We start from the raw sequence: 23,714 nt of genomic DNA on the forward strand, positions 1-23,714 counted from the left end.
TGAACCACCATCCTCAGTAACCAATTCATTCTTATAGTTTTTATTCATGTTATAAAAATAAATTGCATTTGACGTTATCTTTACAAGTTCTGCGCTTTGAGGGTTATCAATGGTGAATGTTGGTTTCCATCCCATAGATTCATCGTATGACTTAGCTGTAATAGATTTACGTTGACCTTTATCCAATATAGTAAATGTCTGCGATCCATATGTTGCTCCGTCATTACCTGTATTAAACGAAGCGCCCCATGCTGCAATTTCTACATAATTTGCTTGCGAACCGTCTTCTTTATAACCTCTACTATAAAAAAGCCCCTTTTCTAAACCTGTAACAACTTTCTTTGACCACTGATTCCATTGAGCTGGAGTTTGAAAACCTTGTGTAAAGATTCTGCCATTCGACATCTCTGTAAAGTTATTATTATCGTTTGGATCCCTTGCTCTAATAGTGATACCTTCGAGCAATTTACCAGCAATACTATCGGCTGTAACAGCACCTTTTAAATTGATTTTTTTGGCTTCAATTTGAATTGCTTCAGCTGTTTGATTAATACTTGAGATAACATTACCAACTTTAACAGTTTGCAAAATACTTTGTTCATTCACACTGATACGCGCTTCCATTTCTTTCACATACGCATCAGCTGCATATTTACCATCAGATTCTACCCTTGTGTATACTTCTGTTTTTTTGGCCGCAAGGGTGATACCTTCTTTATTAGCTGTTATGTCGCGGTCAATTTGTTCTATTTTCTTGTTATAATCAGCTGTTGCTACCTTTTCAGCAATTTGACTTAGTAACTCATCTTTTCCAGCTATATCAGCTGCATTCTCAGTAAATTCAGATGGTTTTGTTCCACGCTGCAGCATCATTTTAGATGCCCAAAGTCGACCATTTCTAATTACATAGAAACGTGCATCAACAAATACCGTTCCTACTGGTGCCTTAAATGTTCCAAACACAAATTTCCAAACATTATTTTCTAAAGGGAGAAAATCCACATTAGGAGCTGCTATTCTTGTACCAGAAGCATTAAAAAACTCTACTTCTAATCTTAATCCTTTATCAATTTTACTTTTGTCATCAGTCATAAACCAACCAGATACAACAAAATCTTCACCGGCTACAGCTGGAACCTTTTCACTAATGGCGCCACGCCAACTATCAGCAGTTAAACCGATTTGATCTGTTTTAATCGTATAAGCACCGTTATACGTAACAAATGTATCTCGTGAAACATTAGGAGCTAAAGACCAATGACTTGAATCAGTTTTTAATAATGAGTTTCTAATTAAGTTACTCATACCAATACTACTCACATAGTTGCCTACTTCGGTGATAGTTACTTTAGCTTTAATAGCTTCCGCCTGGGTTTCAAGTGTAGACTGTGCCTGTTTGAGTTGCTCCCCCTGTGCAGTCTGTGTTTTTTCTACAGTTTCAACACTTTGTTTAATGCTGTTCATTGTTTCTTCAAAATTAACTTTCGTAACAGCACCAATTTCCTCTGGTGCATTCACACCAATCTTAGACCATTCTGTCCCAGTCCATAGATAGAGCATATTGGGTTCTTCACTTGTATTGAGCCATAAAGATTTTCCAGGCTCTAGGTTTTGAGTCGGTTCTGTATCACTCTCGATAATAGCAGTTTGGAAATTCTTTTGGTTTTCTTTCACAAGTTCAGCAAGTTTCTTTGCCGCTTCACTTTCTTCCTTTGCTTTAACAGCTTTTTCTTCTGTTATTGCATTGATTCGGTCCGTATAGTTATTAGATTCATCCAATAATCTTTGATCCAATTCTTTTACAATAGAAAGTATATCAGCAGTCCATTTCTTTTGTTCCTCTGTTCTATCAACAAGTTCATCACGTTTATTACTAAACTCATATACATTTGGTGTTTGCTCAAATGGATAACGAGTCCGTTTTACAACACGTACATCAAAATCCATATTGTATTTATGATGTTGTAGAATCGCTTTATCTCCAACCTTTGGCTCGTTTGAATCATCAAAATTGGCTTCTTTATGATCCACAGTGATAGAAATAACAGGAATATCATTCACTTCTGCTTTACAACGTTCTAATGCGGTTCCGTTATCTTTAATTTTGTCATCTTCGATATTGTCAGCTTGCCGGTGGCGAAGAAATTCTGGAACTTTATATTTTAATGGTGATTCATAGTAATACGTAAATTGTGGTCCACCACCTTCCTCTTCAGAAGGAGTATGGCCCAGCAATAAAACAGAGAAGGAACAATTATTATCGTCAGTCGTTTTCTTAATGGCATTTACGTTATAGCCGAACTTATACAACTTGTCTGTTGTTTTGCCAATTCTATCTGCAAAGATAACAGTCATATTATCGAAAATACATTCAATATCAAACCGATCTAGTATTTTACGAATCATCTTCATTCGGCCTTCGCCACCAAAGTTTTCAAAATGCAATTGATTTTGTTCGGAACAACGATTGATAAACTTAAAATTACTTCCATCAAATGTATGAGAAAGAGCCTCATCAATTGATAAATACTCTGTAATCTTTCTAGATTGTATTTGTCTTGTTAACTCCGCAGAAATTTGAATTGCATCACAATCTTTAAATCCTAATTCATCTTGATGAGTAACTAGAATAATGTAATATTGCCCCTCAAAGATCAATAAATTTCTATCTTCCACATACGGATAAACACGCTTATTCATCTCTGTGTCGGGAACAACAAAGCGAATAGAGGACGGTTCATTCTTGCCCTCTATTACTTCAAATTGTTGCATATCAACTAAATGAAATTGGTCACCCGTTGATAACTGTTCAATTTTCGCTCTTTCTACTCGCTTCATATTACCAACCTACTTCTAAATAATCGATTTTATTATTAAAGTCAGAACCAACTTTAGAAAACCCTCCACCTTTAATGATCACATTATTAATAATGCTATCTTGTAAATTTTCTACTCGTACAGTTCGAGCTTGTACATTTGCAAGAATGGATCTAAATACTTTTTTGTTACCATTTTCAATAGCTAACTCCCCGATATGAATATCCGCACGAGATCCCCAACCATTTTTGTTGTTATATTTGACCATTCCACCAATTAGGGCCCAATCAAGAGTGAAGTAATTCCAAACCCCATCTTCCCAGCATTCTTGAATATCTGGATTGTTGATTTTAGCACCAAATCCATAATCAGTTGTAATTCCTTTAGAAAACGCTCGAATAACAGGATTAGAGATTCTTACATTCTGATATTGTGGAGCATTATCTCCCTCTTTTGATTTGAACCAAACACCACGGGATGTTTCTTTGCTTTTACCATTACGTATATTTACTCCTTCAATCGTGAAATCTCCACATGTGTCATTCATGATTTGAAATACCAAACCGTGACCAATATCATTTCCAACTACTTTTTCTGTTCTGAAGTAAGACATATTATTAAACAATCCAAGTTCTTCTAATACATTTTCAGCTTGTACGTTATAAGTGATATTTTTATGAATTACTTTGTCAACGGGCGCAATTTCTACTAAGCCTTTTTTAACATTTTTCAATTTAAGAGTAATTGATACATTGTCACATGGCGTAAGGTCATAGGGCTTCGTATTTTGATTTGTGAGCGTGTTTTTATCATTGAATACATAAATACCTACCATAGCTCCTGTGGACGTTGTAGCGGTGCAATCTAAAGCTTCTATGTCTATCTCTGAATCTTTTACAGCATTCAAAGCGACATATGTTTGTGACTCACCGCCATTAATAATTTTTGTATCAATCACAACGTTCTGGCAATGCGATAATACAAATGCTTTTGCATCTTTTAGATTTTTTATGTCAAATACTCCACCTCTAAAAACAATTCCACTCGTTTTATCATATCCGCCAATGTTAACAACATCTTTATTAGTAAAGAACGTTGTACTTCCTGTTTTTAAAACAAAAACAGCATTTGGATCAGCGCGGATATTAATATTACTTGGAATTTCTATATCACCAATTGTGTACGTACCTGCTGGAATATCTAACGTTTTTCCTGCCGATTCACTTAACGCTTTTTGAAAATCCGAGTAATAATTAACACTGTTATAAGGAATCATGGCGCGAATTGCAGCATTTAATGACGGATGGGCTGCTTTTACATTTAAAACTTCTTGTTTGATATCGTCATAGGCACCAAATAAAGCTAATTGCTTCCAATCCGCCCAAACACCAACGGCCTTTTTTCTAATATACAAACTGTTTTCAGATGTGCTATTCAAACTATATGCAATTTGCATACAAGCATAATTACTATCATCGTGAGAATAGACTTGAATATACCACCATCCTTGCTCTTTAGGAGCGTTTTTGAGATTGGACCCTTTATAAAATCCACCTTTAGTTATTGTATTAAGATCACTTGCATCTGGAAGTGCAATATTGTTACCTGTATCAGCAGTTAACTTTACTTGTTGAAACTTATCTGTATTATCAAGTTTCACTTTGGTTTTCTGATTAAAATCATATAAAGTATTTTCTCCTAAACGCGCTGCAACTACTTCATCAAAATTAGAAGGATTTGCAATCAGGAAATCCGATATCATATTTTTGACAACAGTTAAAACGTTCGCATCACCATTTTGAATTGCTTTTTCTAATGTTGATTTATCGATACCGTATTTATTTAAGAAACTATTAAAATCATCCACTAACTTGCTATGATTAATTTCATTTTGAGTTATCCCGCCATAAATTAAATCTACTTCTTCATTCAGTAGCATTCGTTCGTCGGCGTTTATAGGACTATTAATATAGTGTTTTCTTTGCATTTTTTCACCCCTTACAAGTAATAGAATCTTGTATTCACTTCACACCAATTAAATGTAGAAGATTCGATTTTAATTTGGTTTATACCAGGTACAAGGTGTATCTCACCAGCATCAGCATGACGTACCAAATTACGGCCATATTCGTCTTCTATGTGTAGGCCCTTTATCACAATGATTCCCTGTGAAACAGATGATGGATTATATATTGTTAATGAATCATTAGTAGTAAAATTAGTAATCTTTAAATAACGTGGATCGCATTTAATTCGCCATGTTATATCATGCTGTGATGGATTAATTTCCATAGATCCAATGTTTTTGAAATTAAATATTTTATCTTTGAAGGTATAGTTATAATCATCATCCCATTCCAAACCCATTCCCCATGCAAATTTATTTGTATCCCACTCTTTTGCATCCAATGATCTAAAGATACTTTCGCCAAAACCATCAGGGATTGAAAAACCAATAATGATTTCAAATAATAAAGAACCAGGTGGACGGTTGATTTTCATGTCTTGATACTCAACACGTCTTCTTATAGCTGGTTCTCTTGAATAAATAATATAGAAATCTTCTAATCTACCAAATAGGGCGTACAGCTCATTTCTCTTTTCATATACACCCTCAATATCTCCTGTATTCACAAGAACTCTTAATTGGCAGCCTCGTTCTGTATAGCTTTTATTGTAATAACGAACACCGAACTGCCCTTTCATTTTCATCTTGTCCGACTCTATTCGAGGTGGATCTACTGTTAATTCTAAAGTTTCTACATTATAATTTTTTTTAAGGGAGCAAGTTTGCCCATTTTTAAATAAAAGAATTGTATCTGGCATACTTATCATTGCCCCCTCTTTAGAAAGTTAATGTTATCTTCTCTTAAATTTTCTTTTCGGACTACGCGTTGTACTGTACGTCCATCAACAACAATAGGTTGATCGACAGTAAGTTGTATAACTACATCTTTTGTAATTGAATCCATACTGTTCATTCCTGCATTGGCATATGAAACATTAAGTGTTGCGTTTTCATTAAGTGACTTTATATTATCATCCATAATACGTCTCATATCACTGATTAATTTAGTAATTTGACCTGTTATTCCAAGTGATTTCTCCCTTGAAGAAAGAGGAGTTACTTTCACAGATGAACCGGATTTTGTAAATAATTCCGGTCCTGCTTCACCAACAATGAACGATCCATCTCCAGATACAGAACCACCTGTAGCAAGCATTGGAACCGTTGGAATACTTGCTGATTTCCCACCAATTCCAGGAATCCAATCTGGAACAGATATATTGTTAATTCCTTTAATCATTCCGTTTATCATAGAAATCACAGCATTAATTGGAGCTTTCGCAGCTGCTTTTAAACCATTAAAAACACCTTCAAAAATCGATACAATACCATTCCATGCTTTACTCCAATTACCACTAAATACCCCACTTATAAAATCAATAATTCCATTTAAAATTGGTTTCAAAACGCTATTCCACACAGAACCAATTCCTCTAAATATATCAGATACAACACTACCAATTGCTCCAAAAACAAATTGGAAAGTTGGTAAAAGTTGTGATTTAATTACAGTCATCATAAAAGAAAATACAGGAGATAGTATTTCATTCCAAAGTCGTTGTATAATTTGGAATGCATCTTGTACGATACCTTTTATTACTGTAAAACCTTGCTCAAATGCTGGACCTAATGCATCCACAACTATTGATATAATCTGATCAATTGTTGGTTTAAAATATTCATTGTAAATACGCTTTATTTCATCACCAAATAATACAAATATTGCTATAAGAGCAGCTACTGCGGCAATAACTATTGTTATAGGACTTGTCAAAACAGCCATTATACCAGCGAATGTTAACAGTTCTGCTGTTATTAATGCTAAGAAAGGAGCCATTGCCATAAATAAACCAGAAATAATTCCAATTAATGTGACTATAACTAAAAGAGATGATGCTAATATTGGATTATTTGCTGCCCATGTAGAAAAAGCAGATATAACATTTGTTATTAATGTTAATACCGGTTCTAAAGCAATTTTCATATTAGCAGCAGCTTGTTCCATTTGAACAGCAGGAGACGAATCCATTTTTTTGACAGACTCATTCAACTGATCTTGATTCTTCTTAAAATCTACTACCTTACTTTGTGCCCCAAGTAATGCGTATGTTATGTTCATTCCTTGGTCTTCCCACATTGTACCAAAGAGTTTTACGCCTAACTCATTTCGTTTCGTCTCATCTCCAACGTTAGATAATGCTTTAGCAATCTCTGCCATAGCTGCCGAACCTTCTTTTCCACCTTTAGCTACAGATTGCCCCCATTTTTGTAATTGTTCAGCTGAAATATTAGTTCCTTGAAGAGCTTCTTGCATAGCTTTATCGACACCTTGACCGAATTCAGCTGCTTTAATTCGACCTTCTTTAAGTCCGTCCAAAAGATTATCTATATTCCAAGTTCCGGTTTCAACACCAGCTTCCATAATAGCTTGAACCTCTTCGGCATTGTAGCCAGCTCGTGTAAGTTGTGCTCCATATTCAGAGATAATATCAAGTTGTTCTGGTGGGAAACCTACTCTTAAAAGAGCATCAGTTAATCCCATTGCCCCTTCTTGTGAAATTCCTAATTCACTAGCAATCTCGTTTGTTTCTTGAATTAATTCATTGAAGTCGATTCCAGCATATGAATTAGCAATAGTAGCAGCTTGTTTAACAATAGCTGTGTTTGCTTCATCAGAAGCCGTTTTGTTTAATGCCCATTGTCGTCTTACACCCTCAAGTGCCGCTTCACCATCTACTCCGTACGCTTCAATACCTCTTACAGCCTCTTCTACCGATTTTTTAGATTCCTCTGGAACGTTGAAGGATATATCTATTTTAGTTTTTAGTTTAGATGTATCTAATGCTGTTTCAATAGCTCCGGAAATACCTCCACCAGCAACTGCTGCACCAAGCATATTCTCTAAATCAACGTCTAAATCTTTTAGAGACTTTTGAGTATTTTCAGCTTCATTTGCTAAACTTTGTAACTCTTTTTTTACATTAGCAATTGAATTACCATCATCAATTGATGCTAATGCCTGTTTCATTTTTTCTAAATCAGTTGTTGTCCCTAATGCTTCCACACCGATTTTATTAATTGCATCGTCAAGCTGTTTAGATGATGCTGTTCCGCTTTTAATCGCGTTAACTAGTCTACCACCTAAAACACTAGAAAAGTTATCTACGCTCGTTCCTGTAGCTTGAAATAATGTTTCTAGTTGTCTTGTGGAAGTAGCTATACGACCTTCTTCAGCTTCCATCTCTTTCATAGAGTTTTGTAAGCCTTTTAGATGATTTTCAGTTGCAATTATTTCACGGTTGAACGCACGATATTGTTCGCCAGATATCTTTCCTTCTGCAAATTTCTGATTGATCTGTGTTTGCGCTTCTTTTAGTTTGTCTAACTTTTCAGTAGTTACAGTAACTTGTTCAGCTAATATTTGCTGCTTTTGTGCAAGTAATTCAGTGTTACCAGGATTAAACTTCAATCCTCTCTCAACTTGCTTTAACTCTTGAGATAAAGAAACAGATTGTTTTGTCACATCTTTAAGGGCATTTCCTAGCTTTGTGGTATCAGCTCCTAGAGAAATTGTAATCCCACGAATTGATTTATCCATTTATCCACCACCTTTTACATAAAAAAGAACGCTACACATAAGTGCAACGCTCTAAAATGAATCGAAATCACTTTGAGAAGCCTTCTTAACATTTCCTTTTTTCGGATTCTTCAATGCCATGTATTCTGAAATGTAATCTAAACACATTCCAATAGTGAAATCATTCAAATCTTGCCTTGTCAGTTTGCAAGAATAACATAAAGCAAGAAATGTTTCGGTCGTAAATTCTTCACCACTATCACTTTCTTGATTATCATTTACATCTTTTTTTTAGATTGCATAGAAGACATTAATATATCTTGAATTTCTGGAATGATTTCTAAAATAGGAAACTCATCAAACGAATCCAACCAACTAATCGGATCTGGAAGTGTACGATCTACTGTTTTTGCTAACACGTACACGAAGTTGTAGAAGATATCCATTTCCAACATACTAAAATCAGAAGCTTCTAGATTTTCTGTATCGATTTTTGTTAAATGATTCAATTTCATAATTTCAGAGAAAAAGTCCTTACCAAATTGGGACTTATATCGAATTGGTGTAGCACCCGTACTTTTCAATCTAACTTCTTTATTATCAATAATAATTGTTTTTTCCATCTAAATTACGCTCCTTGTGCTACTTTTTCATAAACTTTTGTATACCAAGCATCATAAACAGCAGATGGTGTACCAACAGTTGTTGATCTTTTAACATCACCAGAAATCGGATGAGGAGCTGCTACAAATGATAATTCTTGTGTACCTGGTTCAGTTTTATCACTCTTTGTAGATGATGCATGACCAGGACGAGATACTGCTACATTGTACAGAACATGACGTGTTGCTTTTACATCACCATCAAATTCAAACATAAGAGCAATTTTCTTAATTTTAGCATTGGCATTTTCCGTAATTACTTTATCTGTTTCATCTAACGTTTCTCCTAACACATCTGTACGAAACGCTTCAGTAAGATTAGCAATTGTTAAAGTTCCATCATATCCAAGGTTACTAGATTCTGTGTAATAGATGATATCATCAGCATAGAAGTCTGATTGGTCACCCTTTTTATCTAATTTCAACTCTGTCGCACCTGGTAGTTTAGCAGGTGTTCCATATGAATACTTACCTGCATTATCCTCTGTAATAACTGCATAATGTACATTTTTTAAGCCAAACGCTACTTTATTTTCAGCCATTTATATCAACCTCACTTCATATATTTTCTGGAATAAATTTTCACTTTCGATAAATGCTTCCGTTGACTGCCAAGCAATCTCATTTTGTTCTAAAACAGTTTCAAGTTTACTTTCAGCTGTTAAGTCTTTTTTGACTGTATTTAGTTCAACTTGAACATTATCTATTTTCTTGTATACATTGTTATCAGCGATAATGTTAGATGAATAAGAAACTAAATAAGTAATATAAGGCGGTTTAGGAACAGGGTTTGTTTTTGTATCTTCAAAATGCGAATATTCAATAGGATATCCAACAGTATTAAGTATCTTTTTTAATTCAGCTAGTGTCATACTCTTATTGCTCCTTCTACCTTCGTTGTAAATTCTTCTATCGCTGCCTGCTCAACTGGTCTTATATGAGGTTTACCAGAAACACGGCCACCATTCTTTTTAACATGCCCATATTCAAGTAAATGAGTAAGTTGATAGTCAGTTGCATTATGAACAACAACATCATTGCTAACTTTCTTAACTCGCCACCCTTTACGATACTTTCCCGACAACTTAGGACTTTTTTCTTTCAACTCATTAACAGCGTTTTTCGCAACTTCAACCTTTATTTCATCGACTTTTTCAGCTACATCACGTGTATATAACTCTACTTGTCTAGCAATTTCATTAGCTAAATTACTAATATCGGTCACTAGCCTTCACCTCACAATAAAGTTCGATTTTTTCATCATCTCGCTCATAAATTCGGTAAATGCTATATGTTTTATTACCATATTTCACTTTAGTTTCTTCTTGATAATCCAAATAATGAACAATTAATATACAACTGGCTTTAATACCGCTTTGTCCAGCTTGAAAGAATTCTGATTGAGGAATAGATTTTTTTCTGCAAAATACCTGTCTACTGAATGTTGCAATTTCCTCTTTTTGACCTAATTCATCTTCAATAGTAGTTACAATAGGAAACCATAAAATATCGTTCACTTGTAATCACCTGCTAGAGTGAGGTGGTTTTTAAGCATGTTATAAGATAATTGGAAGCGTTCCGCTTCTTTTGCATCTGGAATAAAATTAGCTTTTACATAGGTAATAATCACCCGCTTAATAAGTGGATCAGTGTCTACATTCACTTTTATAGAAGAAACGCCCGACAACATTAAGTCGTGCCGGGCCGCTTCAATTAAATCCAAAATTTCATCATCAAGAGCATTATGCGAAATACGCAACGCCTTTTTCACAGCTTCAAGCATTATGATTTCTCACCTCTTAGTGATTCCTCAGTTTCCAGTGCTTCATCTTTCCCTTGTACTTTTTTACCATTGGATAACTCATACCAACCGCCACCAATATGTTTAGGAAAAACTGTTTTGTATTCTTCTTGTTTCAAAAAACCATTTTCAATTAAAAAGGCGATACGTTTAGAATCAGTAGATTCATACATATCACCTTTTGAATACCCTATTTGTGTATCTTTATCAATAAACGGTTTAATCACTAAATTCCTCATTTACTATCAGCTCCTTAAGCTGAGGCTGCTTTCTTAAGAACAACTAATGAGTTAACATTAACCGCTTTACCATCCACAACCATAATTGCTTTTGTGACCATGTCATCAGTTTCGTTGTCCTCATACTTCTTAACACCCATTTGGTAGTTCGTGTTAAGAAGGTAATCGCTGAAATTGAATAAGAAAGCAAACGGTTTTCCAGTTGCTGCTGTGGAAAAGCTATCAATATAGTTGCAAAGTACAACTGAACGGCCTAATAGAAATCGTTCTGGTTTTCCATTAATACCATAGTTTACTCTTGCGATAGGTTGACCGTTTGAATCTACCATCCCAGCATACGCCATAAACGTTTTCTTTGTCATACACCAAACGGCACCGTCTTCATATTCAAGTGGTAATGCTGCTTCTGCGTCAACCAATGTTTTATACTCAACTTTAGCAATGTCTAGCGCTTGCCCTGCAACAGGCGTTTCAGTCAAGATACCTTTTGGTTGTCCTACCCCAGTACCATTAATAATTGATTGTTCAATTGCTTTTGTCATTGCTTCCACAACATTATTAATTAAAGTAGATTCAAAGATAGGTAACGCCATAGTATCAACTTCTAATGATACTGCTACTGCACAACGAAGTTTATTATAGCTAAATGTAATAGCACCTGTTGTTTTCTTTTGCTTATCACTTCCTGCACTTTCAGCTACCCATGTCGCTACTGGTTTAACAGAAGAAATCGGAACGCTTACGCCACCTTTAATCGCCGTGCGAGTAACGAGTGGCAAAATCATACCAACAGCTTCAATTTTTTCAATAATTTGATTCAGCACTGTTTGTGGAATAACAGAACCTACATCACCAGTTTTAGTAACTGCATTGGCACGGAGCTCAGCAGGGATTGCTTCTCCACGTAAAACATAATTCATGAAAGCATTACGATATTCAAGAGAATCTGTTCCTGCTTCGCGTTCTTCACCTTCATTACCGTTAAAAGTTTCAATTGTACGAGTTCCAGTTGCTGTTCCATCATTAATAGAACGAGCTTCTTCTAAAAGTCGTTGACGTGTTTCAATTTGACTCTTTTTATCATTCAATTCACGAATCTCTGTATCTAATGCTACCATATCTACTTCTTGATCGCTTTCTAATAAACTACGAATTTCTGTCATACGTGCTAAAATTTGTTCTAAATTCATTCAAATCTCTCCTTATAAGTAGGTTTTTAAAATTAATTTTTTTCTTAGTTCTTGCTGTTTTGCATATTCATCAAAAGGACTATATCCCCTTGTTGATACTTGGCTATCTGGATATGCAGGACGTCCAACAAGGCTGATTTCCGTCAATTTAGCTTTGGTTACATTTCTTATAATGTTGTCGGTGTTTCTATTTTCCCAATCTTGTTGTTCTGCTCTAAAGCCAAAAGATACACCGTCAATGTCAGACCTTTTTACACTTTCATATGTGTCATTACCTAATGTTGTATTAGGTAAATCCAATTCAAAGCGTAATCCAATGTCATCTTCTTCAAGTCTTAAAGTATTGTTCTTTGTGCGACCTAATACTTTGGAAATATCGTGACTCCACAAGGCTAATTGGTCATCAGAACGTAACGAATCAGCAAATGCACCTTTTTGAAATCGTTCTGTAAATCTACCGCCAATTTTGTGAGAGTTTTTCCCCCATTTCACAGCATACCCTTGAAGTGTACGTGTATTGTTTTCTTCCCTTATCTCTATTGCATCACTTTCCAACTCCCGCGTTTCCATCTTGTTCATTGTTATCACCCCCTTTTGTTGTATTCCCATCTTTAACTAGCGCTGTATCTAGTCTCCGAATTGGTTTATCCCCACCTTCAATCGGGCCCAATGAAAGAATCGAGCGCCATTCATTCGGTGTCATTGCTCCTCTATCAACCATTTGAACTAAATTCATCTTAGTTGACATAGAAGCGTATTGAAGACTTGATGCTTCAAAGATAATCTTGTTACCAAATCCCCTTTCACGACGTGAAAAAAGCTTCCTGGTGTATTCTCCAGCAAGCTGCATCGCTAATGGTTCTATTTCAGATTCATAGTAAGCGTTCCATTCATCCTCTGTGTACTTACTCTGAATAATCTTGTCGTTTGTATTAAAGAAGTTATAAATTCTTTGGATAGTTTCTTGCATTTGTTTTGAATCTGGTACAAACGCTTCCGGTTTTACTTGTTCTAAGTCATAACGTGGATCAGAAGAAGCCGCTCCGCCATTTACATTATCTATACTTAAGTAGTTTTTAACGAAATTTTGAACTTGCGTATCAATATCTTCTTGCTTTAATACTGATTTAAATTTCAAAATCCATTTAACTACAGCACTATTCTTTATTGCTTTCACAATACCTTGATCTGTTGTATTAACAATCTCCATTAATGATGATAAAGATTTACCAGGATGATCTCCAAAGAAATCATCATCATTAAAATCTTTTCTGAGATGAATAATATCTGTATAAGGAATTGTCATACGTTTCCCTGTTTTAAAATAAAACTTTAAAAATATATCTCCTAAACTGTTTTCCACAACTTCAATCGATACACATGGAATAGGATATATTTCTGATGCGAATCCTAATTCATCGCGTTTAATATAAGCAAATGCATTGTTATTTAACTCTAATTGAGTTGCTAATTTTTCTTGCATTACTTGTCCAGTCATTAAAGGATTTGGTTCTTCTAAAATAAATCGTAAATATGGGTCCGGATTAACTTTAAACTCAATTGAATTATCCCTAATATGCTTTGCAATTAATTTTCCAACCGCTTTTGATTTTGGTCGAATACACGAACGAACAATATCACTTTGATATAGGTTTCCATTCCAAGAGTAAAACCCTCCACCTTCATCGTTTACCATTTCAAAGCGTGTTGTCATGTTTTCTGATTTCTTTCTGCCAAACATCTTATCAAATAATCCCAAATTCTCACCTCCCTCTTAAATCATGTTAAGATAATCATTACGTTTTTCTTGAAGAACAACATAAGCATTAAGAAGTGCTGCTGTACCATCAATACGTCTTCGCTGATTATTTGTTTTGTTTGGTTGTATATTCAAATTCTTATCAATATCAATCGCTGTATTAGAAAGACACCATTTATCTATTGGATTGTTATTATAGTTCACTAGTTTTGCTTCTAAATCAGCACCTAACAGCTTCATAGGGCTAGATAAAGTTTGTTTTCCTTGTGCAACTGGAACCATCGCTTCTTTACCAAAATATCCTTCCATTTCCTCAACCCAATATTTTGCGGACCATCTATCATAACCAATCCAAGGTATATAGATACCAAATTCATCTCGGATTTCTAAGAACCATTCTGTCACGAATTTATAATGAACAGAATTTCCTGGTGTTGTTCTTAATAATCCTTGTTCACACCATAAATCATAAGGTATTTTATCCTCTTTACTTCTTTGTTCAAGCAAATCTTCTGGGAGCCAATACATTTGTTTAACATAAATATGCGGATCGTTTTGAATCATAAAAATAACCTTCGCTGCGGTTAAATCGGTTGTTGAAGATAAGTCACAACCACCAATACCATAAGAAGGTTTTAATTTCGCTATATCAAAAATGGCTTTATTATTTAATTGTTCAAACGTTAACCAGGCTTCTGTACTTGTCTCACGTATATTAAAATCTTTAGTTAATAAGTTTTTAACAAGTAGTGGATTAGCTTTTGCTTTATTAACTTTGGTTTCTAATTGGTCAACTTTTTTAATGGTTCCAAGACCTGGATTAGCTTTCTTCCAAGCCTTTTCATCTGTCCACTCTTCTCGCTTGTCTAACTCATAAATGATAGGTAAAAATCTATCGTCTTTATAGCCATCTGGATCATCAAAACCATTCAAAAGCATTTCAGCTTCTTCATATTTCATATCATACACAGATTCACGAATGGTCCCAGCTGTTGTAATCATAAAAATCATTGGCTGTTCCCTTGCTGATGTACCATCTACTATAACATCGTATAAATTTTTGTCTTTCCAAGCATGAATTTCATCCATCATCGCTCCGTGAACGTTAAGACCATCAAGGGTTTCTGAATCGCTCCCTAATGGTTTAAATGTACTATCATTAAAGTCTGCATTTAACTCACGAACAAGTGGTTTAATTCGTTTCAATAACACTGGTGATTTTTTAACCATTCTTTTTGCATCTAACCACACTAATTTCGCTTGGTCTAACTTAGTAGCTACAGCATAAATTTCTGCCCCAGGTTCTCCATCAGCTACTTGTAAATACAAACCAATACCAGAAGCAATTGTTGACTTTCCATTTTTCCGAGCCACAATTAATAGTACTTCTCTATACTTTCTTGTACCGTCAATTTTATGAACAAAACCAAATGATGCTGCTAAAAATGCTTTTTGCCATAACTCTAATTCAATCGGTTTACCACCCCATTTACCTTTCGAATGTTTGCAAAAATTCTCAATGAATTCAATAACATGGTTAGCTTTTTTAGAATCATACTCATACACTGAAGAAGTATCATAAACATCATCAATAAGTTTCTTATATACACGTCTAACCTTGTTAGATACAACCTCTTCATCAGATTCGATTTTATTGTAATACTCAATAATTGGATTATAAGTTAAAGGGTACTGCTTCTTTGTTTGCTTACTCATTTATCAGCCACAAAATCATCGAATCCGTCATCATCATCTTTAATAACATCTTTCGGTAGGGCATCTAACAATATTTTAACTTGCGATTGATAGCTTTTATCCATTGAGTTATATACTTGGACATTCGATGATACTTTCCGGCCACTTTGGTTGCTTCCGTTTTGATATTCTTCCACAACTCCCTCTGCTTCAATAACAGCATGCAAATCTTCAAGCTGAACCGATTTGAACGCTGCATCAATTACTGTTTTCTCAACGACCTTTTTCTTATTGTCGCTAAGTTCGGCTAAAGCTTCCCATAACTTCTGTTCTTCCTGCTTTCTTCTTTCATCGAAGGACATTTTCTTCTCTTTCGCCATAAATATCACCTCTTTTTCTGACTACACCCCTCACGCGTGCGACCCATGCGTTACGTGAAACTCCCTCCTCGGTCCCTATCAGACTTTAAATTTTATTTTTTATAGGGGGGATTCCTTTCTGATAATTATTCCTTAGCTTCTTTACCCAGCGTTTGAATTTCCACTTAAAATATTTATCTTTTAATCGCATAAAAAAAGAAGGACAGAATTGTTTATAATTCTCTTTATCCCTCTTTAATAGTTGTTCAATTGGTGTTCTAATTAGATATTCTTTTGAGTAAGGCATGAATTGTTTGCCATACATTTTGTAATACTCATAATGTATATCGCCAATTCCTATATTCCCCCAAGCATTAAGATACTTGTCATAGATTGAATCATCCACAGGATGAAGAGCAAGCACATCTATCTTCCTTTGTAAATCTATATCAATGCTATCCATCTTAATCCCTCCTAATCAAGTCTCCATTACTATCAAACATTACACCTTCAACAACAGGACTATTCTTCTCATGATGCTCACGGTTATGACAATCTTGGCACAATAGTTCTAGATTACTAAAGCTTAGTGTTACATCTGGATCATTAATAGTCTCTGGTGTTATGTACTCTTTATGGTGAACTATCTTACCAGGATTAGAACAACGCTCACATAATCCATGTCGATAAGCAAAGTATGAATCCCTACACTTCTTCCATGTTGACGACTTATAAAACTTCTTTGCATATTCCTTTGCCATATCTACTCACCCAGCATCTAAAAGTTTATATCCTGTCTGTCTACTTCTTTTGCCTTAAGAAACTGAATCATAATAATTAAACAAGTAATCGTACCTATACTATAACCAATGAAGAAGCTTAACCACGTCATCCCATCACTTCCTTCTCTAAAATAAAAAGCATCCACTATGTGAATACTTCATGTTATTATGATTAAGTTACATTAATTCAGATTGATATGTAGGTGAAACAAATGGAAAATAAAGAACCTAAACAAGAATACGATCTAAGCAAAATATACGAATACAAAGAGTTCCCTGATAAAGTTAGCGGTCGCTGTGATAATTGCGGCAACACTTTATTCAAGAGTTCCGTTAAAGATTTCATCTTCATAAGAGAATGTCGTCAATGTGGTATGAAGAAAAGCATATAGTCCTATTCAGGGCTTTTTTCTTTGCATAATAAAAAGCACCCGAATGGATGCTTTCATTTTTATTTCATATAACCATTACTATCGAAGTAATATGTTACCCCGTTAATTACCTTTGATTCATTTGTCGCAAGTCCATAATTTCCTGGAATCCAGTATATCCATTTTCCGCTAGAAGTTTTTTCCCAACCTTCTTTTCGAACTAGTTTTCCATCTGCAGCAAATAAATACCATCTTCCATCTATAACCAACCAAGGAGAGTTACCAAAACATCCATTCCCTGCAAACATCATACCACCATAAACATAATACCAATCTACTTCATTTTCACTTTGCACCCAAGCATCGTGTACTAACTTCCCATCACCAAGCCTAAAATTCCAATATCCTCCACAAGATCCACCAGTCGGTTCAAACTCCCAATAACCGTGATGACCGGCTACATATTTCGGAGTTGCCGCAAAGGCGTTTGTACTAAAAGCTGAGAAAAAAATAAAAATAGACAATAACGATACAACAATTTTTTTCATAATAACTAAATCCTCTCCCCAAAATAAATTATATGTCCTAAATATTATACTATCCAGAATTACGATTGTATACTAAAATTTAGTAATTTTTAAAAAAAGAACCACACCCCCTACTAATATCTCAAATGACACTTAAACCTTCAGAGTAACTAAGAAAAAACCGCTACACAAAGTAACGGCCTACGTTTCACAAACTATCCCATTTATATATTAAAACCCTTCTATCAGAAACGTTGCAGGGCATTTCTCTTTGAATGATTCCAATTTCTATTAAGAAAGAGCAACCATGCATCAGTTGCCCTTTCATCAAAACTCTACTATTACTATAAATACGGTAAATGAAGTTTTTACTCTCAATCAAATAAAGTAAAAAACCGCTACCTCGATTGGATAACGGTCTTTCAAAAATAGACAAGTCATGTGTGCTTCATATTTCATTAATTTTGGTTAAGGAGTTTTCACGCCTCTTTCAACTGATGATATATGATATACAGCACTGCTGCCATCAGTTCAAAGAAGAGCAAAAGCTCTTCAATACTTCAATGTTCATTCAATCTGCAACATCGAAGCTGTCGGAAACCAAATTCAAAACCGTAATACAAAAGGGCCGTTTAATTTATAAAAGAAACCTTGTGAGTCATGTTATTTCCGCCATTTCTCACAATACAAATATATCACGTTGAATCAAAAACAACCGGCACATTTACGGTCAAAAAACTGCCACGATTCTGCCACTTTTAACTCTCTCTGATTATTATGGTGTAAATTCCTGTATATTTGGTAATATCAAATATACAAATCCATTTACAAAAACAAAAGAAAACAATAATATAAAAATAATTTGAAAAATATATCCGGTAACATTATAGATAAATGTTCTTCTATAAAACCACATTATAAAACTATTAACTTGTCCCCTATTTTTTATATTAACAACCCAATTTAATATAAAAAATAATTGAAACCTAATCATGTACACCCAACTTATATAGAGCAATCCAAGTCCCAAAAACTTAAGAATGATTGTAAGAAATTCTTTATTAGCAGTACTCGAAATATTAAAAAATCTAATACCTAAGCCATCCCATCCTCCATTTACAATAACCTGTTCTACATTTTTAATATTAGAATCACTTATTATTGGAGAGCCTAAATTAATATTAATAACAAGGAAAATACACCAATAAATAACTGGAAAGAACAATCCTATTTTATCTTTTATAGGTAATTCAGGTATTTTTACTACTTTTTGTACCCCATAAATTATTAAGATTGATATTATAACGCCGAAGGAGAATGTTATATAACCAAAATTTATTATCTGGCTTTTATAAACCAAAGATAAGTAGGTTAAAAGCATAAAAGCTATTATAAGGAGAATTCCCCATTCACTCGGTGTTCCATTACTACTTGTTCTTATATGTGTGTGTTTTTGTGGTGGAAAATTAATGATTTGAATATACTGAGTAGGATTAACTGTGGAAGCGGCTACTTCATTCTTGTTTTGGCGTGTTTGAAAAATCCATGCTACAAGAAAGCATAGTAAAGTATAAATTGCACTTGCAACAAGATTTCCCATAATTCCATTAAAGTCCAATTAAATTCCTCCTTTTTTTACAAAATCATAATAATATTCCCCAAAAATATCCATCAACCTTCATTTTTTTACACATTTCTTGTTGAGAAACTTTTTTACAATCACACTACACTCTCCAAGAAATTTCTATAACCTTTTAAGAGAATAATTAAAAACGCTATTTCTCTTAACTTACCCATATCTTATATTTTGTGTAACTGACCTAATAGCTATATCCCTTGATATTCATAGCTTTATAACACTTTCTATTTTGAGTTACACAACACAATAAAAATGGTTAACTATTAAAAATAAAAAAGAAAAAAGTGATGACTAGATTTTAAACCTAGTCATCACTTTTTCCATCACTTCCAGCTCGCTCTCTTTGCTTATACACTTCTACCCCAAGAGCAAAAGCAAGCTTATAAAATGCTCTAGATTTCCAACGACGATAAGTACGTTCAGACATACCAATTTCGTTAAAAACCATATAATCACATACATCTTCTTCCTCTAAGTAACGTTTATTAATAATATCTCTTTGAATATTTCCTGCACGACTATTACCAAAACGACATAACGCTTGGTCGATACGAAAAGAGATATTTTCAATATATTTTTCACGTTTTTCAAGTTCTAGATTATTTATAACTACATCTTCTAAGGGTTTGCCAACCTCATTAGTATAACTATGGTACTTAACTTCATAAGAAGGAGTGACTTTCATTTCTTTACGAATCATTCCAAATTGTCTATATATACGTACGCTTTCAAGAATACCTTCAAGTTTTTCCTGCGTTGCTCCACGATCAATTTCTGGTAAGAAAGTTAATTGTCTAGTCATGTAAGATCTCTCCTCTTTATTGCTTTTGTCTTAATACACCGTGTCTGTTAAGATTCTCTTTTCATTTATGCTTTTACGTACTTTAATTACTTTTTTCATTCACGTAATGAATATTTTAAAACATCCATTCCTTGTACTCCCTTTTACAAAACAAAAAGGACACCAAACAAACGCTTAATACGTTCACTCAGTGTCCTCCAGTTGACTGGTAGAACTTCTATTTATTTTTTTCAGAAATTTTTTGTGCGATTGTATGATAATGAGTTTTTAAAGTGTTTATTTGGTCAATGTATTCATTTAAATTTTTGTATAATCTTAAGTCATATTCATTCTTTAAATCTTTTTTTGCCTGTTCAACTTCTTTATCAAGAAGTTCCTGTGCATCCCTATTTATGCCATGAGATATTTGAAATTGTATGTTAGCTACAAATTGCTTGACCCTAATGTTATTGCTTTGAAACAAAGATATATCAAAAATTATTTCCTGCAAAAATTCTCTTATTCTATATACTGCAAACACTTGATCTGTTGAAATAGTTCCCAAAGGAAATTCACTTAATAAATTTTCAATAACTTTTAATCCACTAACACGTGCCTCTAAGTTTGCTAGAAATTCTTCATATTCTTCCATTACCATATGAGACAGATATACATTCGCTCTATCCAATGTCTCTTTAGATATGGACTCAACTTGACAATTATATTTTTTATCTTTATCTTTATTGATTTTTCTTGTTCCAAAAATAGTTAATGATGCACCAAGCATTGCACCAAAGAGAGTTCCTAAAACTGGTATTACAGCACTTAATAACGTCAAATTAGCTTTCAAAATTCTTCCCCCTCATCAAACTTAACCCTTTTTACTTTGCCTTGATGAGTCACAATTTTAGTTTCACCATAATCAGGCAACTCTGTAATCTTAGCTCTTCCGTCACACACCACAATAGCAAAGATTCCCTTTTTACCAATTATATCAACTTCTAGTTTCATTGTACTAGGATTTATTTCTACATCTTGTAGTCTCAAAAATATCCCTCCAATTACATATTATTTTAAAAGAATGCTAGCTGCCCACCGAACCTTTCTATTAACACAATATGATTCTCTTTTACCTCTTCTTGCTGTTCCACAATTGGCTCAAAATTAGCGAACCAATGTAATGGAAAACAACCACAAAACTGTTCTCTTTTCCGATCATGCCAGAAAAAGCAATGGGTCTTTTTAGGTTTAATCACATAATCTTTAAGTGGCTTACTTCTATGTCCCTTTGCCCTCCAAATAAGCTGCGCTCTGTAAAATGTGTCTTGATCTAAATCAGGAACTTGTACATCGGGTTCTGATGACCAAACATCTTTTTCTATTAATTGAAATCTCTCTTTTGGATAACAACCAAAATGAGCGTCTATATTATTAAATTGACTAACATAATAGTGATTCCATTTAACTGGAAAGACGAAATACTCTTTTTCTAATTGCAACTCTGTAGAAGCATCAGCATTTATACATACCGCTTTCACTGTCATCACCTACCATCTACTTTTTAATAACCGCTATCCCGTCGCTTTCGTTTCCGCCTTTCTTAACTGTTCCTCAATCCACTTACCGGTTGTATTTACATAATCCTCACGTGTACGAGCATTTTGTGAAGGGGATGGTGTAAATACCATGCCCCAACTACTAACGCTTGTTACGTGAACGTTTGAACTTTCTAAAGTTACATTCATCTGTTTCACCTCATGCCGTTCTATAACTTGCTCCCTTAACTTGATACAAATAATTCTTACTCATTCCGAACAATCGATCAGCTGCCGCAAATCCAATCTTGTCTTCAAGCGTGTCTAAATCTTCATTGCTGGTGTACCAGATGGGTAGATTCCGCAAATAACGCTCATTTATAATCTTGTAGTACATATCCTCTTTAAACTCGCTGTACTTCGATTTCGCTATGTCATCCCATATAAGAATGTCGCATGTACATAAATCATGAAGTATTTCATTCAGCCGTTTCTTATTGTCATTTAAGAACGATGCATTTTGAATCTCAGCCATGATATTTACATCTTGGATACATAACACTCGGATGCCACGCAAACGCCCTGTATGCTTGTCTACGACCTTAAAATGTTTTAATGCATATTTAGCTGCTGCTACTTGTAAATGTGTCTTACCTAATCCATATGAATTATTCGCCTGTCGAACCCTGTTTCGTTCTCCTGGTGGTAGACCCTTTAATTTCGCCTCACCAACCTCAGCTATAAATCCAATACTATTTACCTTTGAATCTTGTATATCATTAAAGGTTTTTAAATATTCAATCATTGCACCGTACAAGGTTTTCTGTACTGCTGTTTCTCTTATATAGTTATCAAACCGAGCGTTCTCAAACTCTGATGGAATCATCGCATTTTTAAAACGAGCCATTAAGCTTTTACGCTCCAAACATTCACACTCAATAGCAACATCAACGTGTTTACCTTTCAAAAATTCTGATGGCTGTTTTTCGAATGTATAACCTCTGTCTTCACACTTTTCACACTCAACCGATTGTTTTTGCGAATCCTCTGTTATCGGTTGGTTGGATTCCTCTTCTAGCTTCTTCTGGTACATAGCTTCCGCTTTCTTCATAAGGCCTTTCATTACGTCCCCGAGTTTTTCCATTCTTCCACAACTCCCATTGCTGTAAATAACCTTCAAACTTAGTACCGAATAATGTTTCAGGTCTTAAGTATTTAGCTTGTGACGTTCCAGTCCATTCAGCGTGTTTTACATCAATAACCTTTTTAAAATCATCTATAGTAAACTTTTCATTTAATCTAGTTTTAATAAATGATTGAGTCTTCTTTGTTGATGATCTGTAACTACTACCGCACGTATCGTTGAGATAGTTTACTATCTCGACAATATATTCTTTTTCTTCTTTTTTTTCTTTTTCTTCTTTTTCTTTTTCTTTTTCTTCTTCTTTTTGTCCACGTGACGTACCACGTATCGTCGACGTATCGTCAAACCCCGCATAAAAACTGATTTTCTCAACTAATTTTTCATTTTCCGTTCTCTCTAGAATAAACTTAACAAGTGTCAAGTCTTTTACCTTATCAATCTCTTTTTTCAAACAATCCTCAATCGGTTTTCCGCCTCTTGTTAGGTTGTATTTCCCCCAATTTTTAATAGCTATTTCACGTGTTTCCTTGTTGTACTTGATTAATTTATGATGGTTTTCAAAGCGATCAAGTAATGCCCTTGCTGATTCAACCGAAAAACCAATCTCAAAAGCTATTATTTTAGGAGTAATTTCATATACACCTAACTGTGTAGTGTGAGGATTGGTCAGAAGATAAACCATAAATAACTTATCTTCTGGCGTCATATCCTCCGAAACTTTCACGTCTGTCCAAAATTCTGTCTGTACAGGTCTAAAAATAGCCATTT

Annotated in this window: 28 protein-coding genes; 1 reads left to right on the top strand and 27 read right to left on the bottom strand. The window is 34.4% G+C overall.

Going from position 1 to position 23,714, the window contains the following annotated elements:
- The 18 genes from BM350_RS00005 to BM350_RS00090 form a co-directional block, all read right to left on the bottom strand.
- On the bottom strand, nt 1-2,838 hold a 2,838-nt coding region (locus tag BM350_RS00005), incomplete at its 3' end, for a prophage endopeptidase tail family protein (RefSeq protein WP_170857620.1).
- A gap of 1 nt (nt 2,839) precedes the next feature.
- A complete protein-coding gene (locus tag BM350_RS00010; protein WP_090913440.1) occupies nt 2,840-4,804 on the bottom strand; it encodes a pyocin knob domain-containing protein in 1,965 nt (654 codons plus the stop codon).
- A gap of 11 nt (nt 4,805-4,815) precedes the next feature.
- Nucleotides 4,816-5,643: a phage tail domain-containing protein gene (locus tag BM350_RS00015; protein WP_170857621.1), complete on the bottom strand. Its 828-nt coding sequence runs from the start codon at nt 5,641-5,643 to the stop codon at nt 4,816-4,818.
- A 5-nt stretch (nt 5,644-5,648) separates the two neighbouring features.
- Nucleotides 5,649-8,483, bottom strand: a complete 2,835-nt coding sequence (locus tag BM350_RS00020; RefSeq protein ID WP_090913436.1) for a replication protein — start codon at nt 8,481-8,483, stop codon at nt 5,649-5,651.
- 257 nt (nt 8,484-8,740) lie between these two features.
- Entirely contained in the window at nt 8,741-9,085 is a 345-nt protein-coding gene (locus BM350_RS00025; protein WP_090913434.1) for a hypothetical protein, read from the bottom strand.
- A gap of 5 nt (nt 9,086-9,090) precedes the next feature.
- Nucleotides 9,091-9,666 carry a major tail protein gene (locus BM350_RS00030; RefSeq protein WP_090913432.1) on the bottom strand — a complete coding sequence of 192 codons (576 nt, stop codon included), beginning with the start codon at nt 9,664-9,666 and terminating at the stop codon, nt 9,091-9,093.
- Nucleotides 9,667-9,996 carry a hypothetical protein gene (locus BM350_RS00035; RefSeq protein WP_090913431.1) on the bottom strand — a complete coding sequence of 110 codons (330 nt, stop codon included), beginning with the start codon at nt 9,994-9,996 and terminating at the stop codon, nt 9,667-9,669.
- Nucleotides 9,993-10,349: an HK97 gp10 family phage protein gene (locus BM350_RS00040; RefSeq protein ID WP_090913429.1), complete on the bottom strand. Its 357-nt coding sequence runs from the start codon at nt 10,347-10,349 to the stop codon at nt 9,993-9,995. Before BM350_RS00040 ends, BM350_RS00035 begins: the two co-directional genes overlap by 4 nt.
- The gene (locus BM350_RS00045; protein ID WP_090913427.1) at nt 10,336-10,641 is read right to left on the bottom strand and encodes a phage head closure protein; all 306 of its coding nucleotides are present in this window, start codon (nt 10,639-10,641) and stop codon (nt 10,336-10,338) included. Before BM350_RS00045 ends, BM350_RS00040 begins: the two co-directional genes overlap by 14 nt.
- Nucleotides 10,638-10,910, bottom strand: a complete 273-nt coding sequence (locus tag BM350_RS00050; protein WP_090913425.1) for a head-tail connector protein — start codon at nt 10,908-10,910, stop codon at nt 10,638-10,640. Before BM350_RS00050 ends, BM350_RS00045 begins: the two co-directional genes overlap by 4 nt.
- On the bottom strand, nt 10,907-11,164 hold the full coding sequence (locus BM350_RS00055; protein WP_090913424.1) for a hypothetical protein: 258 nt from the start codon (nt 11,162-11,164) through the stop codon (nt 10,907-10,909). Before BM350_RS00055 ends, BM350_RS00050 begins: the two co-directional genes overlap by 4 nt.
- A gap of 14 nt (nt 11,165-11,178) precedes the next feature.
- The gene (locus BM350_RS00060; RefSeq protein WP_090913422.1) at nt 11,179-12,354 is read right to left on the bottom strand and encodes a phage major capsid protein; all 1,176 of its coding nucleotides are present in this window, start codon (nt 12,352-12,354) and stop codon (nt 11,179-11,181) included.
- A gap of 12 nt (nt 12,355-12,366) precedes the next feature.
- Nucleotides 12,367-12,933 carry an HK97 family phage prohead protease gene (locus BM350_RS00065; protein WP_090913420.1) on the bottom strand — a complete coding sequence of 189 codons (567 nt, stop codon included), beginning with the start codon at nt 12,931-12,933 and terminating at the stop codon, nt 12,367-12,369.
- The gene (locus BM350_RS00070) at nt 12,899-14,113 is read right to left on the bottom strand and encodes a phage portal protein (RefSeq protein ID WP_090913418.1); all 1,215 of its coding nucleotides are present in this window, start codon (nt 14,111-14,113) and stop codon (nt 12,899-12,901) included. Before BM350_RS00070 ends, BM350_RS00065 begins: the two co-directional genes overlap by 35 nt.
- 15 nt (nt 14,114-14,128) lie before the next feature.
- Nucleotides 14,129-15,829 (bottom strand): terminase large subunit, encoded by a 1,701-nt coding sequence (locus tag BM350_RS00075; RefSeq protein WP_090913416.1) that lies wholly within the window; start codon nt 15,827-15,829, stop codon nt 14,129-14,131.
- A complete protein-coding gene (locus tag BM350_RS00080; RefSeq protein WP_090913414.1) occupies nt 15,826-16,188 on the bottom strand; it encodes a hypothetical protein in 363 nt (120 codons plus the stop codon). Before BM350_RS00080 ends, BM350_RS00075 begins: the two co-directional genes overlap by 4 nt.
- Nucleotides 16,189-16,273: 85 nt before the next feature.
- Entirely contained in the window at nt 16,274-16,630 is a 357-nt protein-coding gene (locus BM350_RS27205; protein ID WP_175483367.1) for a hypothetical protein, read from the bottom strand.
- A gap of 1 nt (nt 16,631) precedes the next feature.
- Nucleotides 16,632-16,928 carry an HNH endonuclease gene (locus BM350_RS00090; protein WP_090913412.1) on the bottom strand — a complete coding sequence of 99 codons (297 nt, stop codon included), beginning with the start codon at nt 16,926-16,928 and terminating at the stop codon, nt 16,632-16,634.
- A 233-nt stretch (nt 16,929-17,161) separates the two neighbouring features.
- Between BM350_RS00090 and BM350_RS27305 the strand changes: the two genes are divergently transcribed.
- A complete protein-coding gene (locus BM350_RS27305; RefSeq protein WP_090913410.1) occupies nt 17,162-17,341 on the top strand; it encodes a DUF8096 family protein in 180 nt (59 codons plus the stop codon).
- A 59-nt stretch (nt 17,342-17,400) separates the two neighbouring features.
- On the opposite strand, the gene BM350_RS27310 is transcribed toward BM350_RS27305, so the two are convergent.
- From BM350_RS27310 to BM350_RS00140, 9 genes are all read right to left on the bottom strand, one after another.
- Nucleotides 17,401-17,868, bottom strand: a complete 468-nt coding sequence (locus BM350_RS27310) for a hypothetical protein (RefSeq protein ID WP_244547919.1) — start codon at nt 17,866-17,868, stop codon at nt 17,401-17,403.
- 754 nt (nt 17,869-18,622) lie between these two features.
- Nucleotides 18,623-19,465 (bottom strand): hypothetical protein, encoded by an 843-nt coding sequence (locus BM350_RS00105; protein ID WP_090913408.1) that lies wholly within the window; start codon nt 19,463-19,465, stop codon nt 18,623-18,625.
- 325 nt (nt 19,466-19,790) lie between these two features.
- On the bottom strand, nt 19,791-20,288 hold the full coding sequence (locus tag BM350_RS00110) for an ArpU family phage packaging/lysis transcriptional regulator (protein ID WP_090913406.1): 498 nt from the start codon (nt 20,286-20,288) through the stop codon (nt 19,791-19,793).
- Nucleotides 20,289-20,505: 217 nt separating this feature from the next.
- On the bottom strand, nt 20,506-21,117 hold the full coding sequence (locus BM350_RS00115; protein ID WP_090913404.1) for a hypothetical protein: 612 nt from the start codon (nt 21,115-21,117) through the stop codon (nt 20,506-20,508).
- On the bottom strand, nt 21,114-21,314 hold the full coding sequence (locus tag BM350_RS00120; RefSeq protein WP_090913402.1) for an XtrA/YqaO family protein: 201 nt from the start codon (nt 21,312-21,314) through the stop codon (nt 21,114-21,116). The genes BM350_RS00115 and BM350_RS00120 overlap by 4 nt, the downstream gene beginning before the upstream one ends.
- A gap of 26 nt (nt 21,315-21,340) precedes the next feature.
- On the bottom strand, nt 21,341-21,805 hold the full coding sequence (locus tag BM350_RS00125; RefSeq protein WP_090913399.1) for a hypothetical protein: 465 nt from the start codon (nt 21,803-21,805) through the stop codon (nt 21,341-21,343).
- Nucleotides 21,806-21,838: 33 nt separating this feature from the next.
- The gene (locus BM350_RS26635) at nt 21,839-22,012 is read right to left on the bottom strand and encodes a hypothetical protein (RefSeq protein WP_090913397.1); all 174 of its coding nucleotides are present in this window, start codon (nt 22,010-22,012) and stop codon (nt 21,839-21,841) included.
- A gap of 10 nt (nt 22,013-22,022) precedes the next feature.
- Entirely contained in the window at nt 22,023-22,925 is a 903-nt protein-coding gene (locus BM350_RS00135; protein WP_244547940.1) for an ATP-binding protein, read from the bottom strand.
- Nucleotides 22,825-23,712: a conserved phage C-terminal domain-containing protein gene (locus BM350_RS00140; protein WP_090913393.1), complete on the bottom strand. Its 888-nt coding sequence runs from the start codon at nt 23,710-23,712 to the stop codon at nt 22,825-22,827. The genes BM350_RS00135 and BM350_RS00140 overlap by 101 nt, the downstream gene beginning before the upstream one ends.
- Between the last annotated feature and the right edge of the window lie 2 nt (nt 23,713-23,714).

The organism is Bacillus sp. 103mf, assembly GCF_900116295.1.
Lineage (GTDB): Bacteria > Bacillota > Bacilli > Bacillales > Bacillaceae_G > Bacillus_A > Bacillus_A bruguierae.

Bases quoted from the DNA above. Each gene is read 5' to 3' on its own strand.
- BM350_RS00110 (WP_090913406.1), bottom strand. From the start codon at position 20,288: ATGACTAGACAATTAACTTTCTTACCAGAAATTGATCGTGGAGCAACG.
- BM350_RS00035 (WP_090913431.1), bottom strand. From the start codon at position 9,996: ATGACACTAGCTGAATTAAAAAAGATACTTAATACTGTTGGATATCCT.
- BM350_RS00060 (WP_090913422.1), bottom strand. From the start codon at position 12,354: ATGAATTTAGAACAAATTTTAGCACGTATGACAGAAATTCGTAGTTTA.
- BM350_RS27305 (WP_090913410.1), top strand. From the start codon at position 17,162: ATGGAAAATAAAGAACCTAAACAAGAATACGATCTAAGCAAAATATAC.
- BM350_RS27310 (WP_244547919.1), bottom strand. From the start codon at position 17,868: ATGAAAAAAATTGTTGTATCGTTATTGTCTATTTTTATTTTTTTCTCA.
- BM350_RS00025 (WP_090913434.1), bottom strand. From the start codon at position 9,085: ATGGAAAAAACAATTATTATTGATAATAAAGAAGTTAGATTGAAAAGT.
- BM350_RS26635 (WP_090913397.1), bottom strand. From the start codon at position 22,012: ATGAATGTAACTTTAGAAAGTTCAAACGTTCACGTAACAAGCGTTAGT.
- BM350_RS27205 (WP_175483367.1), bottom strand. From the start codon at position 16,630: ATGGATAGCATTGATATAGATTTACAAAGGAAGATAGATGTGCTTGCT.
- BM350_RS00030 (WP_090913432.1), bottom strand. From the start codon at position 9,666: ATGGCTGAAAATAAAGTAGCGTTTGGCTTAAAAAATGTACATTATGCA.
- BM350_RS00065 (WP_090913420.1), bottom strand. From the start codon at position 12,933: ATGAACAAGATGGAAACGCGGGAGTTGGAAAGTGATGCAATAGAGATA.
- BM350_RS00140 (WP_090913393.1), bottom strand. From the start codon at position 23,712: ATGGCTATTTTTAGACCTGTACAGACAGAATTTTGGACAGACGTGAAA.
- BM350_RS00135 (WP_244547940.1), bottom strand. From the start codon at position 22,925: ATGAAAGGCCTTATGAAGAAAGCGGAAGCTATGTACCAGAAGAAGCTA.
- BM350_RS00015 (WP_170857621.1), bottom strand. From the start codon at position 5,643: ATGCCAGATACAATTCTTTTATTTAAAAATGGGCAAACTTGCTCCCTT.
- BM350_RS00020 (WP_090913436.1), bottom strand. From the start codon at position 8,483: ATGGATAAATCAATTCGTGGGATTACAATTTCTCTAGGAGCTGATACC.
- BM350_RS00010 (WP_090913440.1), bottom strand. From the start codon at position 4,804: ATGCAAAGAAAACACTATATTAATAGTCCTATAAACGCCGACGAACGA.
- BM350_RS00075 (WP_090913416.1), bottom strand. From the start codon at position 15,829: ATGAGTAAGCAAACAAAGAAGCAGTACCCTTTAACTTATAATCCAATT.
- BM350_RS00055 (WP_090913424.1), bottom strand. From the start codon at position 11,164: ATGAGGAATTTAGTGATTAAACCGTTTATTGATAAAGATACACAAATA.
- BM350_RS00080 (WP_090913414.1), bottom strand. From the start codon at position 16,188: ATGGCGAAAGAGAAGAAAATGTCCTTCGATGAAAGAAGAAAGCAGGAA.
- BM350_RS00090 (WP_090913412.1), bottom strand. From the start codon at position 16,928: ATGGCAAAGGAATATGCAAAGAAGTTTTATAAGTCGTCAACATGGAAG.